At 71.3% G+C, this 15,334-nt stretch carries 18 protein-coding genes; 6 read left to right on the top strand and 12 right to left on the bottom strand.

Annotated elements, in window-relative coordinates; translation table 11 throughout:
* Positions 1 to 99 precede the first annotated feature (99 nt).
* Positions 100 to 306 carry a dodecin family protein gene (locus ACQP2O_RS48185; protein WP_360894489.1) on the top strand — a complete coding sequence of 69 codons (207 nt, stop codon included), beginning with the start codon at positions 100 to 102 and terminating at the stop codon, positions 304 to 306.
* 42 nt (positions 307 to 348) lie between these two features.
* Here the strand turns inward: ACQP2O_RS48185 and ACQP2O_RS48180 are convergent, their stop codons facing one another.
* The 9 genes from ACQP2O_RS48180 to ACQP2O_RS48140 all read right to left on the bottom strand — a co-directional run bounded on the left by ACQP2O_RS48180 (position 349) and on the right by ACQP2O_RS48140 (position 6,774).
* Complete coding sequence (locus tag ACQP2O_RS48180) at positions 349 to 765, bottom strand: hypothetical protein (RefSeq protein ID WP_433176353.1); 417 nt, start codon at positions 763 to 765, stop codon at positions 349 to 351.
* Between the two features lie 9 nt (positions 766 to 774).
* Complete coding sequence (locus tag ACQP2O_RS48175; RefSeq protein WP_433176352.1) at positions 775 to 1,305, bottom strand: DoxX family protein; 531 nt, start codon at positions 1,303 to 1,305, stop codon at positions 775 to 777.
* A 97-nt stretch (positions 1,306 to 1,402) separates the two neighbouring features.
* A complete protein-coding gene (locus tag ACQP2O_RS48170; protein WP_433176350.1) occupies positions 1,403 to 1,885 on the bottom strand; it encodes a hypothetical protein in 483 nt (160 codons plus the stop codon).
* Complete coding sequence (locus tag ACQP2O_RS48165; protein WP_433176348.1) at positions 1,882 to 2,385, bottom strand: RNA polymerase sigma factor; 504 nt, start codon at positions 2,383 to 2,385, stop codon at positions 1,882 to 1,884. Before ACQP2O_RS48165 ends, ACQP2O_RS48170 begins: the two co-directional genes overlap by 4 nt.
* Positions 2,382 to 3,275, bottom strand: a complete 894-nt coding sequence (locus ACQP2O_RS48160) for an alpha/beta fold hydrolase (protein ID WP_433176346.1) — start codon at positions 3,273 to 3,275, stop codon at positions 2,382 to 2,384. Before ACQP2O_RS48160 ends, ACQP2O_RS48165 begins: the two co-directional genes overlap by 4 nt.
* Before the next feature lie 97 nt (positions 3,276 to 3,372).
* Positions 3,373 to 4,089: an ABC transporter permease gene (locus tag ACQP2O_RS48155; protein ID WP_433176344.1), complete on the bottom strand. Its 717-nt coding sequence runs from the start codon at positions 4,087 to 4,089 to the stop codon at positions 3,373 to 3,375.
* Positions 4,086 to 4,997 (bottom strand): ABC transporter ATP-binding protein, encoded by a 912-nt coding sequence (locus ACQP2O_RS48150; RefSeq protein WP_433176342.1) that lies wholly within the window; start codon positions 4,995 to 4,997, stop codon positions 4,086 to 4,088. The genes ACQP2O_RS48155 and ACQP2O_RS48150 overlap by 4 nt, the downstream gene beginning before the upstream one ends.
* Entirely contained in the window at positions 4,994 to 5,884 is an 891-nt protein-coding gene (locus tag ACQP2O_RS48145) for an ABC transporter permease (RefSeq protein WP_433176340.1), read from the bottom strand. Before ACQP2O_RS48145 ends, ACQP2O_RS48150 begins: the two co-directional genes overlap by 4 nt.
* Positions 5,881 to 6,774, bottom strand: coding sequence for an ABC transporter ATP-binding protein (locus ACQP2O_RS48140; RefSeq protein ID WP_433176338.1), 894 nt, complete (start codon positions 6,772 to 6,774; stop codon positions 5,881 to 5,883). Before ACQP2O_RS48140 ends, ACQP2O_RS48145 begins: the two co-directional genes overlap by 4 nt.
* A gap of 273 nt (positions 6,775 to 7,047) precedes the next feature.
* Between ACQP2O_RS48140 and ACQP2O_RS48135 the strand changes: the two genes are divergently transcribed.
* Together ACQP2O_RS48135 and ACQP2O_RS48130 are read left to right on the top strand one after the other, a co-directional pair.
* Positions 7,048 to 7,722 (top strand): hypothetical protein, encoded by a 675-nt coding sequence (locus ACQP2O_RS48135; RefSeq protein WP_433176336.1) that lies wholly within the window; start codon positions 7,048 to 7,050, stop codon positions 7,720 to 7,722.
* Between the two features lie 150 nt (positions 7,723 to 7,872).
* Positions 7,873 to 8,886: a hypothetical protein gene (locus tag ACQP2O_RS48130; RefSeq protein ID WP_433176335.1), complete on the top strand. Its 1,014-nt coding sequence runs from the start codon at positions 7,873 to 7,875 to the stop codon at positions 8,884 to 8,886.
* On the opposite strand, the gene ACQP2O_RS48125 is transcribed toward ACQP2O_RS48130, so the two are convergent.
* From ACQP2O_RS48125 to ACQP2O_RS48115, 3 genes are read right to left on the bottom strand one after another with little or no spacing between them, the layout of a single operon-like run.
* The gene (locus tag ACQP2O_RS48125; RefSeq protein WP_433176334.1) at positions 8,874 to 9,782 is read right to left on the bottom strand and encodes a LysR family transcriptional regulator; all 909 of its coding nucleotides are present in this window, start codon (positions 9,780 to 9,782) and stop codon (positions 8,874 to 8,876) included. The genes ACQP2O_RS48130 and ACQP2O_RS48125 overlap by 13 nt on opposite strands.
* Positions 9,736 to 11,286 carry an MFS transporter gene (locus tag ACQP2O_RS48120; RefSeq protein ID WP_433176333.1) on the bottom strand — a complete coding sequence of 517 codons (1,551 nt, stop codon included), beginning with the start codon at positions 11,284 to 11,286 and terminating at the stop codon, positions 9,736 to 9,738. The genes ACQP2O_RS48125 and ACQP2O_RS48120 overlap by 47 nt, the downstream gene beginning before the upstream one ends.
* Positions 11,283 to 11,888, bottom strand: a complete 606-nt coding sequence (locus ACQP2O_RS48115; protein WP_433176332.1) for a flavodoxin family protein — start codon at positions 11,886 to 11,888, stop codon at positions 11,283 to 11,285. Before ACQP2O_RS48115 ends, ACQP2O_RS48120 begins: the two co-directional genes overlap by 4 nt.
* A 205-nt stretch (positions 11,889 to 12,093) precedes the next feature.
* Between ACQP2O_RS48115 and ACQP2O_RS48110 the strand changes: the two genes are divergently transcribed.
* From ACQP2O_RS48110 to ACQP2O_RS48100, 3 genes are read left to right on the top strand one after another with little or no spacing between them, the layout of a single operon-like run.
* Entirely contained in the window at positions 12,094 to 12,900 is an 807-nt protein-coding gene (locus tag ACQP2O_RS48110; protein WP_433176331.1) for a 2-amino-3,7-dideoxy-D-threo-hept-6-ulosonate synthase, read from the top strand.
* Positions 12,897 to 13,937 (top strand): 3-dehydroquinate synthase II family protein, encoded by a 1,041-nt coding sequence (locus tag ACQP2O_RS48105; RefSeq protein ID WP_433176330.1) that lies wholly within the window; start codon positions 12,897 to 12,899, stop codon positions 13,935 to 13,937. The genes ACQP2O_RS48110 and ACQP2O_RS48105 overlap by 4 nt, the downstream gene beginning before the upstream one ends.
* Positions 13,937 to 15,322: a class I adenylate-forming enzyme family protein gene (locus ACQP2O_RS48100; RefSeq protein ID WP_433176329.1), complete on the top strand. Its 1,386-nt coding sequence runs from the start codon at positions 13,937 to 13,939 to the stop codon at positions 15,320 to 15,322. The genes ACQP2O_RS48105 and ACQP2O_RS48100 overlap by 1 nt, the downstream gene beginning before the upstream one ends.
* The last annotated feature ends 12 nt before the right edge of the window (positions 15,323 to 15,334 follow it).

Below are 15,334 nucleotides of genomic sequence, written 5' to 3'. Positions count from 1 at the left end.
CGTAGGCGATCGATACGCCCAGCGTGGGTGCGGGTAGACGTCGATCATGACGGCCGTGCCGCCGAGCGGCGGTCACCACGAGACGAAGGTCGGGCACCTATGGCATCAGTGGCGCGTGTCACCGAGATCAGCGCCATCTCGGAGAAGAGTTTCGAAGACGCGGTGAAGGTCGGCATCAGCCGGGCGGGAGAGACGCTGCGCAAGCTCCAGTCCGCATGGATCAAGGAGCAGCAGGTGCAGCTGTCCGAGAGCGGCGAGGTCACCGGCTACAAGGTGAACATGCTGGTCACTTTCGTCCTGGAGTGACCCGATGGACGCCCCGCCGAGGGATCGGCGTCGGCGCGTCGTTCACGCCGTCAGCAGCCCGGCGCCGAGGCTGAGCACGCCCGCGGCGAGGGAGAGCGCTCCTATCCACACCACCCAGATGAACCGGTTGGGCGCCGTGGCGTTCCGTCCCGCCGAGGCGGCGAAGAATCCCGCGGACATGAGGATCGCCGCGACGGGCACGCCCAGCCGGGCCACCCACAGCAGCACGCCGCTCAGGCCGGTGGCGTCCGCGTAGAGCAGGCCGATCAGACTGAGCAGCACGAGGACCCCGGCGTGCCCGTGGCCGGCGCGCGCGAAGGCCTTCTGGAAGTCGGTCATCGGTACCCCACCACGGGCGATCTTGGTCATGAACCAGCCGCCGACCTCGATGGTGACGATGGTGAGCAGCACGGCACCGGCGATCATCCGCGACTCGGTGCTGAGGGTCAGGGCGTGCATGGCGATCTCCTAGTGCGTGGGCGCCAAGTCGGCGGAGCCGCCGCGCAGACGCTGAGTGAGGCGCCGGAGCGCCGTACGGTCGGCCGATCGGGTCGTCCAGAGCGCGACGGCGATGTAGAGGATTTGCTCGACGATGCGCGGCCACAGGGACGTCGGCTTCGCGCCGTGGAACGGCACGTGGTCGACGGCCGCGTAGATGTTCGCGGGAAGCAGCAGGACGAACAGGACGACCAGCGCGATCCCGGCGACCTGGCGCGTCGCGGGGATCACCAGTCCGACGGCGCCCAGGAGCTCAAGGACCCCCGTCAGGTACACCATCACGTCGGCGAACGGCACGAACGGCGGGACCATCCGGACGAGGTCCGCGTGGTTCGGCATCGCGGTGACGCTTGCTGGAACGAAGTGCGCGCTCGCGGTCATGACGAGCATGAGCGCCAGCGCGTGTGCCGCACTGGCCGACCAGCCGCCGAACCGCCGTACGCCGAGCGCCCCGAGCAGGCGGAAGCCGAGCAGGCCACCGGCGAGAACGAGGTAGACCATGGTTCTCCGATCACAGTGGATAGTGACACTATCCAAGTTTGGACACTGCCACTATCCAATAGTGCGGAGAAAACCGCAAGGCATCGGCGTGCGGGGGTCAGTCCTGGGTGCGGGCGGCCGCTCGCTCGGCCACGCGCCGGATCACGCCGGAGCCCGGGGATCCGCCGAAGACGTGCGACAGCGGGTGGACGAGCCGGGCGCCGGGCACGCGCAGCGCACCCATGAACGCGAACCTCGTCCCGTCCTCCTCGGCCACCGCCGCCATCCCGCCGACCAGGAATCGGCTCTGCATCCAGCACCATCCCGGCCGGAGCACACCGTCGAACCGCGCCCGCTGCCCGAACCGCCCCCGTGCCAGCGCCTCGAACCGGTCCCCGTCCGCCCGGGCGACCCGCATGGTGCGGACGTCGGTGAGCAGGCGCGGGAACTCGTGCTCGAGGTCGGCGGCGACCGCCCACACCTCGTCGAAGGGCAGGGCCAGCACGTCCTCGGCGTACACCGCGCCGGGGACGGCCGCCGCCATGATCCGCAGACGGCGTACGGAGTCGAGGCCGGCCTCGGGCCACATCGTGTCGGTCATCGCCATGCCCTCCGGAAGCTGAGCCGCGCTCGGTGCAACCGTGACTTCACCGTCCCGGTCGATATCTCCAGCAGTTCGCCGACGGCCCGTTCCCCGTGTCCCTCCAGGTCCCGGAGCACCAGGACCGCGCGGTGCTCCGGTGACAGCCGGCGCAGGACGTCGCGGATGTCCGCGGCCAGCTGGGGATCGCCCGGCTGCGGCACGTCGTCCAGTTCGGCGGGCCGGGTGCCCTGCGAGCGTCGCGCCATCCGTACCGCCTCGCGGACCGCGATCGACCGGGCCCAGCCGAAGAGCGCGGCGGGATCCCGCAGCCCCCGGATGCCGCGGAAGATCGCGATGAGCGCCTCCTGCGCGGCATCCGGGCCGTCGTCCAGCGCGATCGGGCCGCAGATCCGGCCGACGTACGGGGCCAGCAGGTCGAGCAGGTCGTGCATGGCCATGCCGTCGCCCCGCTGGGCGGCCCGGACCAGCGTGGCGACGCGCTCCGAGTCGCCGTTCAACCGATCCTCGCGCGCGCCGATCCGGCCGACAGCGCGGTGATCGCGTCGGCGACGAGGACCGGATGCTCGTCCGCGAGGTAGTGGCCGCCCGGTACGACGCGGACCTCCAGGTCGGCGGCGTGCCGCTCGCCTCCCGCCAGCGCCTCGGGGGACATCGCGAAGTCGCTCGCGCCGAAGAGGATCGTCGTCGGCACCGTCAGCCGGCTCGTCCGGTGGTGGCCGCGGACGAGCCGCGGGATGTCCCGCAGCACGTACTGCCAGTGCAGCGCCCGGCCGGCGTGCGCCCGCTCGCGCGGCCGTACGGACTCGGTGAACTCGTCGAGCTCGGCACGTCGCCACACTCCCGGGTCGGTCATGCCCTTGCGGAGGATGTACCTGGTGAACGCGGGCCAGTGGCGCAGCACGAAGCCACCGGCCACCGGGTACTCCCACAGAATCGTGTACCACTGCCGCCACGCGTGCCGGATGAGGCGCCGGTGCTGCGGCCACGGATGGATCATGCTGAGCGCCAGGAACCGGTCGAAGCGCTCGGGGGCCCGGAGGCAGGCCATGAAGCCGACCCACGCCCCCCACTCGTGGCCGACCAGGAGCGGCCGGTCCAGGCCGAGTGCGTCCATGAGCGCCAGCACGTCGTCCACCCGCGTGTCGGTGTCATAGCCCTGGTAGGGGGCGTCGGACCACCCGAACCCCCGGAAGTCGGGCATGATCAGCCGGTGGCGGTCGGCGAGCAGCGGTACCACGTGCCGCCACGCGTACCAGTGCTGCGGGAACCCGTGGAGCAGCAGGACCGGCGGCCCCTCCACCGGACCCGCCTCGGCCACGTGGAAGCGCACTCCGCCCGCCTCGACGAACCGGTGCTCCACTCCCTCGACGTGCGGCATCGCTCGCATCCGCGCTCTCCTCCCTACGGCCGCCGACCCGATGGGTCGCCTTTCATCCCTAGGGAGGAGCAGATCCGCCGAAACGTTCCCGCCGATTCGGCGACCGTTACTCGGTCCCGGCGATCGACAGGGTGCGGAGCTTCCAGCCGGCGTACGCGACGCCGGCGACGGTCACGACGATCAGCAGCGGCACGGCGGTGGACGAATGGACGTCGGCCTTGACCGCGGTCGCGTTGGTGATCATGTCCGTGACGCTGATGCCCCACTGGCGGATCGACAGCGTCTTGGCGCCGGAGGCGTACCGCGCGATGAGGTTCTCCCAGACCAGGGCGTAGATCAGCCCGATGGTCACCGCGAACCGGCTCAGCACCGCGATGGCGATGAACAGCGCGCAGTACGCGATGCCCGCCACCAGCGCCCCGATCGCGAACCCGGTCGCCAGCCCGGCCGTGAGACCGGTCATGATGACGCCCGAGATGAAGATCGGCACGACGCCGAACAGGACGACGAGGACGACCGCGACGGCGTACTTCGTGGTGGAGATGACCGGGCGCGCGATCGGCTTGGTCATGATGTACATGATCTGGCCGTCGTCGATCTCCGGCCCGATCACCCCGGTGCCCGCGAGCAGTGCGAGCAGCGGCAGCAGCGCCCCGAGCCCGAACTGCGTCAGCAGCATCGTGGCGTTGTCGAGGTCGCTGTGGCCGCTGAGCCGCAGCCCGATGCTGAGGAACAGGAGCAGCGCGGGCAGGGCGAACAGCAGCAGCACCCGCCGCCGGCTCAGCATCGCGCGGAACGTGATCGAAGCGATGACAGTGTTCACGACGCCACCAGATAAGAGAAGACGCTTTCGAGGGACTCGTCGGCGGGGGAGACCTCCCACAGCCGGATGTCGGCCTGCCGGGCCAGCTGCGGCAGCAGCAGGGAGAACCGGCGGAAGTCGACGGCCTCGACCTCGAGCCCTCCAGAGGTCAGCTCGACGCCTCGCGTCGACGGGTCGGCGATGAGCGCGGCGGCCAGCCGGCGGTCGTCGCTGGACCGGACGACGAACATGTGCGGGCGGTCGGTCATCAGCCGCCGGATGGCGCGGAAGTCGCCCGAGGCGGCGTGCCGCCCGGCGACGACGACCTCGATGTGGTGCGCGAGCCGCTCGACCTCTTCGAGGATGTGCGAGCTGAACAGCACCGTACGGCCCTCGGCGGCCATCTTCCGGATGAGGTCCATGAGGTGCAGCCGCTGCCGGGGGTCCATCCCGTTGAACGGCTCGTCGAGCAGCAGCACCGGCGGGTCGTGGACGAGCGCGGAGGCCATCTTGATGCGCTGCTTCATGCCCTTGGAGTAGGTGCCGATGGCCCGTCCGGCGGGCTCGACCATCTCCACCATCCCGAGGGCGCGTTCGGCGGCGGCGTCGGGGTTGGGCAGGCGGTGCAGCTTGGCCATCGCGCGGACGAACTGGCGGCCGGTGAGGAAGTCGTACGCGGTCTCCCGTTCGGGCACGAGGCCGATCTGCCGGTACACCGAGGGGTTCTTCCAGATCCGCTGACCGTCGACGGTCACCTGTCCGCTGGAGGGGGCGAGGAAGCCGCCCATCATGTGGATCAGGGTGGACTTGCCGGCGCCGTTCGGCCCGAGCAGGCCGGTGACGCCCGGTCCGATCGTCATGGTGACGCCGTTGATCGCGACGACGTTGCCGTACCACCGGGACACATCCCGGATCTCCAGCACGCTCATCGGGAACCTGCCTTCCGGAACCGCAGGTAGAGGATTGCGATGCAGCCGGCGATGAGAGCCGCGCACGCCAGGGTGAACACCGGCCCGCCGAGGCCTGAGGGCGGTGGCTCGGGCGCCGACTGCTTCGCCTGGAGCGCCCACACCTGGACGCCGTCGACGAGGTTGAACGGCGCGAACAGGCCGGCCCACTGGGCCAGCGTGAACTGCGTCTGGTTCTCGGCGATGCCCTGGACGGCGGCGACCGCCGTCGTGCTGAGCAGGTAGACCGCCATGACGGCGGTCACGCCGAACCCGCGGCGCGGCGTGAACGCGGCCACGACGAGACCGAGGCCGGCGAGCACCAGCGCGAAGATCAGACAGCCCGCGAGGCCGCCGAGCCAGTGCAGGGTGTGCGTGCCGAGGTGCTTCTGCTTGGTGACGAGCGCGCCGATGTACAGGAGCGTCACGGGCGTGGCCAGCAGGATGAACAGCGCGGTCGTGAAGGCGGTGAACTTGGCCAGGACGTAGTCGAGGCGGCTCAACGGGCGGGAGAAGTACAGCGGCGTCACGTGAAACCGCAGCTCGCGGGAGGCGAGCACCGGCGCCTGCGCCGCCAGGAAGATCGCGATGAGGGGCTGCAGGTAGATGGCGTAAGCCGAGTAGCGGATGAGGCTCACGTTCTGCCCGGCTCCGACCTGGGCGGCGACCGCCGTGATCGCCACGCTGATCGCGGCGGGCATCAGCATGATCGCGAAGAGCAGGAACGGCATGATCTTCGCCTTGACCGGCCGCCCCAGCCCGAACGCCGCGCGCAGGTTGTACGTGAACAGCGACCGGACGGCGTACGCCCGGCCGAGGCGTCTGCCGTCGTAGTGCCGGTACCCGATGTCGTGGATGACGCTCGTCACGTCGAGAACACCTCTTCGATGCGGTGTCGGCGGTTCTCCATGCGGACGAGGGCCAGGCCGAGGTCGGCGACCGAGTCGCGGACGACGTCGTACGTGGTCTCGCCGGCGATGTCGATGAGCAGCAGGCGGCCGTCTGGGCGGACGTGTAGCCCGGTCGCCGCGAGGTGCTCGCCGAGGCGGTCCATCTCCTCTTCGACCTCGACCGCGAGCACGCCGCTCGCCTGCGTGAAGGCGGCGACCGCCTGCGACCGCAGCAGGCGGCCGCCATCGATGATCACCAGGTGGTCGGCGACCCGTTCGAGCTCACCGAGGAGGTGCGAGGTGACGAGGACGCTGATGCCGAACTGGCTGCCGATCCGCCGGACGAGGGCGAGCATCTCGTCGCGTCCGGCCGGGTCGAGTCCGTTGGTGGGCTCGTCGAGGAAGACGAGCTTCGGGTCGTGGACGAGCGCCTGGGCCAGCTTGACGCGCTGGCGCATGCCCGTGGAGTAGCCGCCGATCGGGCGGTACCGCTCCTCGTACAGCCCGACGTGGCGCAGGGTGTCGGCGGCGCGCTCCCGCGCCGAGGTGGCCGGCAGGCCGGACACGCGGGCGACGTGCACGATGAACTCGGTGGCGGACATGTCCGGCGGGAGGCAGTCGTGCTCGGGCATGTAGCCGACCAGCTCGCGGATCTTCATGGACTCGCGGGCGATGTCGAAGCCGAGCACCTGGGCCTCGCCGCTCGTGGGTTCGAGCAGGCCCAGGAGGATCTTGATGAGCGTGGACTTGCCCGCACCGTTGGCGCCGACTAGTCCGACGACTCCGGGCTCGATGTCGACGGTCAGCTGATCCAACGCGAGCACGCCGGGGAAGCGCATCGTGAGCCCCCGGGTGGCGATGATGGACATGGACCGAACCTAGTGGAGCCGCAGCAGTCACGTCGTCACTCTTCGGCACTACGCTTCGCCCGTCTTTGGGATGATTCCGCGTCGCCCTTCGGCCGACTCTGCCGCGCCGTACGGAGGCCATCGCCGCCCCGCTCCGGGAGAGCCCCTCCCTCCGCCGTCGGCCTTCACCCGCAAATCCGCACAAATACCGTCACACCCCGTGATGATCCTCTATGGCAGCATTCATCTGTCATAGCTGGGCAAAGTATGAGAAAAAACCAGGGGTGGTGCGAAATGGGACAGCGACGGCGAACGCGGCTCGGAATCGTGGCGGCCGTCTTCCCGGTGGTGGTCGCGGCGGGCTGCGGGACGAGCGGTGCGCCCACGAGCGGAGGCGCTCCGGTATCGGGCTCCGGCAGCGCCAAGCTCCCGATCGGCGACAGTAAGGCGCCGATGCCCTCCCCGGGCACCTGCAAGGTCGGCAAGCGGGACGGCCAGCCGCTCCCCGACCACGGCTGCACGCCGGGCGCCGTCAACCCGGACGTCACCCAGTCGAACATCAAACGGACCATCTGCAAGGTCGGTTGGACCAAGACCGTACGGCCGCCGTCCTCGAAGACCCGGGTGATGAAGGCCAAGTCCGCGAGCTCCTACAGCCTCGGCCGCACGCAGGGCGAGTACGACCACCTGGTGCCGCTCGAACTGGGCGGCGCGCCCGACGACCCGCGCAACCTGTGGGTCGAGCCGGGGCGCATCCCGAACCCCAAGGACGCGGTCGAGCACAAGCTCAACGACGCGGTCTGCTCCGGCCTCGTCCCCCTCGCCAAGGCGCAGCAGGCCATCGCGGTCCGGTGGGTCACCGCGTTCGACGACACCGGCCTGCGGGTGAGCGGCAGCAAGGTGTGCCTGCGCGACAACCCGAGCAAGTGCGCGGACAGCCGGCACGGCGGCAGCAGGGACGGCGACTGATCGGCGAAGGCGGACACAGATCGGCGGATCGGGATCGGCAGTGACATTCGTACTGATCCACTGTGGATCGATGGATCTGCCGGGTGACCCCCCGCTCCAGCGACGCTTGCATCACCGAAGCGAGCCGAGCGAAGGAACGAGCACACGACCATGCGCGCCAAGGGCATCAACTACGACACCGGCTTCTTCCCCGGCGGTAAGAGCTCACGAGAGGTCTTCGAACCCGACGTCGTACGCCGGGAGATGCGGATCATCGCCGACGACCTGCACTGCACCGCCGTACGGATCTCCGGTGGCGACCCCGAGCGGCTGACCGTCGCCGCCGAGCACGCGGCAGCGGCCGGCCTGGAGGTCTGGTTCGCACCGTTCCCCTGTGAACTCACCCCGGAACGGATGCTCGACCTGTTCGCCGACTGCGCCGAGCGCGCCGAGGCGATCCGGCGCGGCGGCACCGAGACCGTCCTGGTCACCGGCTGCGAGGTCACCCTCTTCGCCGACGGGTTCATCCCCGGCGATGACGTCTATGCGCGGATCGCGGCTCTGACCTCCGGCGACCCGGCCGTGTACGCGACGTTCGGCGAGCTCCCCGGCAAGGTGAACGCGTTCTTCGCCGAGACGGTGAAGGCCGCCCGCGAGCGGTTCGGCGGCCGGATCACGTACGCCGCCGGCCCCTGGGAGGACCTCGACTGGACGCCGTTCGACCTCGTCTCCGTCGACGCCTACCGCGCCGCGGAGAACGCCGAACGGTACGTCGAGGAGCTCCGCTCGCACTTCCGGCACGGCAAGCCGGTCGCGGCCTCGGAGTTCGGCTGTTGCACCTACCGGGGCGCCGCCGCGCGCGGTGGCATCGGCTGGACGATCGCCGACCGCGAGTCGGACCCGCCCCGCCTGAACGGCGTCTACGTACGGGACGAGGCCGAGCAGGCGACCTACATGCGCGAGCTGCTGGAGATCTTCGAGCGGGAGGGCGTGGACAGCGCCTTCTGGTTCACCTTCGCCGGGTACCAGCTGCCGCACCGCCCGGACGACGCGATCCACGACCTGGACATGGCGTCGTACGGCGTCGTCAAGATGCTGGAGAACGGCCACGGGACGGCCTACCCGGACATGGCCTGGGAGCCGAAGGAGTCCTTCCACACCCTCGCCGCCGCCTACGCGGGCTGATGCCCCCGGCTGCGGAGCGCGCCCACGTCGATCGTCGCGGCCAGCCAGGCCAGCGGCGATCCGGCGGTCCAGGCCAGCCGGGTCCGGCGCCACAGCCGGCCGTCCTCCAGCGGCTTGGTCACCAGACCCGGCCAGGGGCCGCCGGTCGCGGGGAACACGCCGACGGCGCCGCTTCCGCTCACGATCGCCGCGGCCGTCGCCTGGTCGGCGCCGAAGTACCGGAAGCGCGGCGTGAAGCCCGCCCGCTCGCAGGCGATCCGCAGGCTCACTCCGAGGCCGTCGAGGCGGTCGCCGGGGGCGACCCAGGTGTCCCCGGCCAGATCCTCGAGTGCGATCGCCCGCCGATGGGCCAGCCGATGCGTGGGCGCCAGCCCGACCAGCAGGGGTTCGGTGCCGAGATCCCGGGCGTTGAACTCGCGCAGCGAGGGCGCCACCACGTCCGGGTACTCGCCGACGACCGCGAGCGCGATCTTCTCCGTGCGCAGCAGATCCAGCACCGCCTGCGAGGAGGACTCCAGGTAGGTCAGCTGCTCATGGCGGGGAAACCGGTCCTGGACCAGTCCGGCGATCCGGAGCACCCATGGCCCGTCCACTCCGCCGAGCGCGATGGCCTCCGGCGGTTCGGCCGGCCGGGCGAGCGTCCTGGCCGTGGTGATGAGGTCGCCGAACTCGTCGAGGATCTCCTGGGCCCGGCCCAGGACGTGCACGCCGAGCTCGGTGGGGACGACGCCGTCCGCCCGGCGGCGGAACAGCGGCCCGCCGAAGCCCTGCTCGATCCGCCTGAGCTGCGTCGTCAGGCCGGACTGCGCGATCTTCAAGGTGGCGGCCGCCCGGCTGATACTGCCCGCCTCAGCGACGGTGAGCACGACCCGCAAGTGGCGTAGCGCGATGTCCACGTCCTGCCCCCAGTTCTGATCTCCGTGGCCGGAAGAAACCGATGACGAGTACGGCGCCGGCCAGGGACAGCAGTGCCGTCCACACGGCCGTGACGCGCATGGCGTGCAGGTAGGCGTGGTCCGCGGCGGTGAGGAGTTCGGGCCGGTGCAGCGACCTCGCCAGGACGCGCGTCTCCTCGGCCGAGTCCAGGGCTTGGTCCCGGAGCCGGTGGGGCAGGCCGTCGACCGTGGGCCCGATCGCCCGGCGGTAGCCGGCGGCGAGCACCGAGCCGAGCACGGCGACCCCGAGTGTGCTGCCCACCGGCCGCGTCGCCGCGCTGACCGCCGCGCCGGCACCGGTCTGGCCGGGCGGCAGGACGGCCATCATCTCCGTGGTCATCGGCGCGACGACGAGGCCGACGGCGGCTCCCTGGACCACCAGCATCACCACGAACCAGGCCACCGGGGTGCCCGCGTCGAACGCCACGTACGAGCCGAACGTCGCGCTGGCGAGGAGGATGCCGGTCACCGCGGCCCAGCGGACGGTCAGCAGCCGCGTGACGGCAGGGGAGACCTGGTTGCCGAGGACGATGCCGCCCGCGGCGGCCATCATGACGGCGCCCGCGGCCGGGGCGGACAGGCCGTGCACCCCCTGCAGGTAGAACGCGCAGTAGAAGAGCTGGCCCGCCAGCCCGAAGAACAGGAGCAGCAGCGTCACGCTGCCGCCCGCGAACCGCGGCTCGGTGAACAGGCGCACGTCGAGGGACGACCCGGCCCGCGCCCGCTGGACGAGGACGAAGACGGCCAGTACGGCGAGCCCGGCCAGCAGCGGCGTCAGGGTCGCCGGGCTCGACCAGCCGGGCCGGCGACCGCCCTGGATCACGCCGTACACGAGCAGGCCCAGGCCGAGCATGGACAGCGCCAGGCCCGGCAGGTCGAGCGGCCTGCGCTCGGGGTACCGCAGCGCGGGCACGAACAGGACGGCGCCGAGGAGGCACACGGCCACGACCGGCACGTTGACCAGGAAGATCGCTCCCCACCAGAACCGGCTGATCAGCACGCCGCCGACCACCGGCCCGAGCGCGACGGCCACGCCGCCCGAGGACGCCCAGATCGCGATCGCGCGGGTCCGTACGGCGGGCGCGGTGCCGCGCGTGACGATCGCCAGCGTCGCCGGGGTGATCAGGGCGCCGCCCGCCCCCATGACGGCGCGGGCCACGATCAGTTCCGCGGCGTCGGTGGAGAACGCCGCCGGCACCGACGCGGCGGCCAGGGTCACCAACCCGGCGACCAGGACCCGGCGCGGTCCGTAGCGGTCGGCCAGCGCGCCGCCCGCGAAACTGCCCGCGGCGAAGACGAGGGAGAACGACGCGACCGCCCACGCCAGGTCCGAGGCGTCGGCCCCCAGCCCGCGGACCGGATCCGCGAGCGTCTCCATAGCGATGTTGAGGACCGTGTTGTCCAGCAGGACGAGCGTCTGCGCGAGGACGGCCACGGCAACGGTCCACCACTGCCTCGCGCTCACGGCTCGAGCGCCCGCCGGCCCGCGACGACGATCCTGGTGAGCTCCGCGACCCGGCGGCCCAGGTGCTCAGCGGTGGCAAGGTCGGACTTGTGGACCGTGCCCGTCCGGTCGTCCACATTGGACTGGGCGGCGGCTCCGTGATAAAAGCCGAGTCGATTCAGGTCGAACTCGCTGCCTGACGAGGAATTCCACCCCGGAGGCAGGCCGAGATTGACCCAAATCATGCCGTGCTGGGCCGCGAGCGTGGTGAAATATTCAAGGGTGCTGGACTTGTCGCCCGCCATGGAGCCGGAGTTCGTGAAACCGGCGGCCACCTTGTCCTGCCATCGGCGGGTGAACCAGCGCTTGGCGCTCGCCTCGGCGAACGTATGGAACGCCGCCGAGGCGGTGCCCATGTAGGTCGGGGCGCCGAAGACGATCGCGTCGGCGTCGTCCAGCCGGTGCCAGTCGGCAGCGCCGATCCGGTCGACGTGCACGTGGCCGACCTCGGTCAGGGGGACGCTGCTCGCGCCGGCGGTGACGGCCTCCGCCAGTCGTCCGGTGTGGCCGCGCCCGCCATGGCAGGCGATGGCGACGCGTACGGGGTCGGTGGATGCGGTCAAGCCGGTCTCCTCGAGTACCCGATTCCCGTGGTGCGGGAATGGCCGCCCTGGAGCATCTCAGGCGATTCTCAGAGTTTTCTCAGAAAGCCATAACCCGCGAGTTATCGCGAGCTGGTATCTGCTGCTCTTCGCCGCGGCCGTGTCATTCTGTGCCCGGGTGTGATCATGACGGCGTCCTGCCCGTGTGAAGAGGTGTGTCAGGCCAATGGCAGATATCGGGAAGTCAATGCGGATGCGGAGACTCTCGGCGCCGGGCGATGGAAAATACCTGTTCGTCCCGCTCGACCACAGCGTCTCCGACGGTCCGGTCGTGCCACAGGCACGGTGGAACGGCCTCGTCCGCAGTCTGGTGGACGGTGGCGCCGACGCGATCGTGGTGCACAAGGGCCGGGCGCGCACGATCCCGCCGGGCGTGCTGCGCGGCTGCGCGCTCGTGGTCCATCTGAGCGCCGGGACCGCCTACGCCGCCGACGTCGACGCGAAAGTGCTCGTCGGCGAGGTCGAGGAGGCCGTCCGGCTCGGCGCGGACGCCGTAAGCGTGCACGTGAACCTCGGCTCCGACACCGAGCACCGGCAGCTGACCGACCTGGGAACGGTCGCCGCCTCCTGCGACGCGTGGAACATGCCCCTGCTCGCGATGGTCTATCCGCGGGGACCGCGCATCGCGGACCCGCACGATCCGGCGCTGCTCGCGCACGCGGTGAACGTCGCCGCGGACCTCGGCGCCGACCTGGTCAAGACCGCGGTCGCGCTGCCGCTCGAGCGGATGGCCGAGGTGGTGGACAGCTGCCCCATCCCGATCCTCGCCGCGGGCGGCCCGCCCGACGGCTCGGATCTGATCGACTACGGGACCGCGCTCATGCTCGCCGGCTGCCGAGGCCTCGCGGTCGGCCGCCGGATCTTCTCGTCCTCCTCGCCCGCCTCGCTGGTGTCGCGGCTCGCCGCCGTGGTCCACGCGGGTCAGGGGAGGGCGGCCGTCCCCGACCCGACGATCGCGACAGGTGCCGCATGAAGTTCGCATGGATCGACCTGCGGAACGTCCCGCAGCCACGCATCGAGTCCGTCCTCGACGCCGCCATCCACGCCCGGATCGAAGGCGTGCTCAGCGACGACGAGGCCGTCCTGACGTCGCTGCCCCCGACTATCACCGGGGTCAGGACGACGACCGTGACCGAGGAGGCCCAGTTCGCCGACCTCGGCGAGGACACCGTCGCCTGGGTCGACGTGGTGGACGAGCCGACGCTGCTGCTCGCCTGCGCGGCCGCCGTCGCGCTGCCCTACACGGTCGTGCACTTCGCGGACCCCACCAAGATCCCTCTGGAGATCGTGCTCGCCGCCGCCGACCGCTCCGCCGGGAAGCTGGTCACGGTCTGCGCGGACCTGGAGGAGGCGGCGATCGTCCTCGACGTGCTGGAACGCGGGTCGGAGGGGGTCCTGCTCGCGCCCTCGAGCGCCGACGAGGTCTTCGCGCTGGCCCGGCTGCTGGAGGCCGAGTCCCCGAAGCTGGAGCTGACCACCCTCACCGTCGACGGGATCGAGCACCACGGGCTGGGCGACCGCGTGTGCGTGGACACCTGCTCGCACTTCGCCGAGGACGAGGGCATCCTCGTCGGCTCGTACTCCACCGGCTTCATCCTGTGCTGCAGCGAGACCCACCCGCTGCCGTACATGCCGACGCGCCCGTTCCGCGTGAACGCCGGCGCCCTCCACTCGTACGTGCTCGGCCCGGACAACCGGACCAACTACCTCAGCGAGCTGCGCTCGGGCAGTACGACGCTGGCCGTGGGCGCCGACGGCCGGACCCGCCGCGTCGTCGTCGGCCGGGCCAAGCTGGAGTCCCGGCCGCTGCTGACCATCACCGCGCGGTCCGCCGACGGTGTCGTGGTGAGCCTGACCGTGCAGGACGACTGGCACGTACGGGTGCTGGGCCCCGGCGGGAAGGTCCGCAACGTCACCGAGCTGGCGGCCGGCGACGAGCTGCTCGGCTACCTGGCCACGGACCAGCGCCACGTCGGCATCCCCATCGGCGAGTTCTGCCGGGAGACCTGATGAGCGACATGCGGGAACTCGTCGAGGGACTCTTCGACGCCCACCCCGGCGAGCGGCCCTTCCTCCTGCACGGCGAGCACACGGTGACCCGCGCGGAGACCCGCGCCGCCGTGGAGTGGGAGGCGGGGGTGTTCGCCGGCCACGGCGTCGGCGAGGGGCACACGGTCATGCTCCAGGTGCCGCCCAGCTGCACCCAGATCGAGGCGCTGCTGGCGCTCTGGAGCCTCGGCGCCCAGGTGATGCTGGTCGACCACCGGCTCAAGCCGTCCGAGGTGGACACGCTGCGCGCGCTGTGCCGGCCGCAGTACCTGGTCCGCGCCGGTGCGGGCCGGTCGCCGCTCGGGTTCGAGCCGCGGTACGAGCTGGTCACCGTGTGCTGCCCGGACGGCGCCCCGGCCGCCACCGCGCACCGGCTCGTGCAGTTCAGCTCCGGGTCGACCGGCGTGCCGAAGGTGATCGGGCGGACGCCGGCCTCGCTGTCGGAGGAGATCGACCGGTTCACCCGGATCGCGGGCATGCCGACGGCCGGTGAAAAGGTGCTGCTGCTCAGCTCGACCGCGCACAGCTTCGGCCTGATCGCGGGTCTGCTGCACTCGCTGGTCGCGGGGGTCGCGGTGGTGTTCGCCCGCCGCGTGTCCGCGAAGGACATCCTGGCCGCCGCCGAGCGGCACGACGTGCAGGCGGTGTTCGGCACGCCGTTCCACTACGAGCTGCTCAGCACCGCCCGTACGCTGCCCGACCTGCCCGCCCTGCGGGTGGCGGTCTCCGGCGGGGAGATCATGCCGCCCGAGACGGCCGCCCGGTTCGCCGAACGGTTCGGCCTCGCGGTCGGCGAGTCGTACGGAACGACCGAGACGGGCGTCATCGCGATGGACGTGAGCGGGGCGACGCGGCCCTCGGTCGGCCCGGCCGCCCCCGGCATCGAGCTGCGGATCCACTCCGGAGAAGTCGAGGTACGGCTCCCGGAGGGAACGCCGTACCTGGTCGACCCCGACGGCGGCCGGTACGTCGACGGCTGGCTGCGCACCCACGACCGGGCGGCGCTCGACCCCGACGGCAACGTGCGGCTGCTCGGCCGCGGCGACTCCTTGGTCGTCGTCGGCGGCCTCAAGCTCGACCTGGCCGAGGTGGAGGCCGTGCTGCGCGCGCATCCCGGCGTCACCGGCGCCGTGGTCGTGCACGCGGGCGCCGTCGAGGCGTACGTCGCCACGGATACCGACGGGCTGTCCTCGGGGGAGCTGCTGCGCTGGTGCCGGGATCGCCTGGCCGACTACAAGGTGCCCCGCGTCGTCCGCATGCTCGCCGACCTGCCGCGCACCTCCAACGGCAAGCTCGTCCGGCGGCGCGACGCCCTGCTCGCCCAGTCTTCCGACAGCCATCACTGACAGAAGGGCCCT

Origin of the sequence: Actinoallomurus sp. CA-150999 (assembly GCF_050942425.1) — a bacterium.
In the GTDB taxonomy this organism is placed as follows: domain Bacteria; phylum Actinomycetota; class Actinomycetes; order Streptosporangiales; family Streptosporangiaceae; genus Actinoallomurus.
This window is presented reverse-complemented; position numbering and strand designations above follow the sequence as displayed.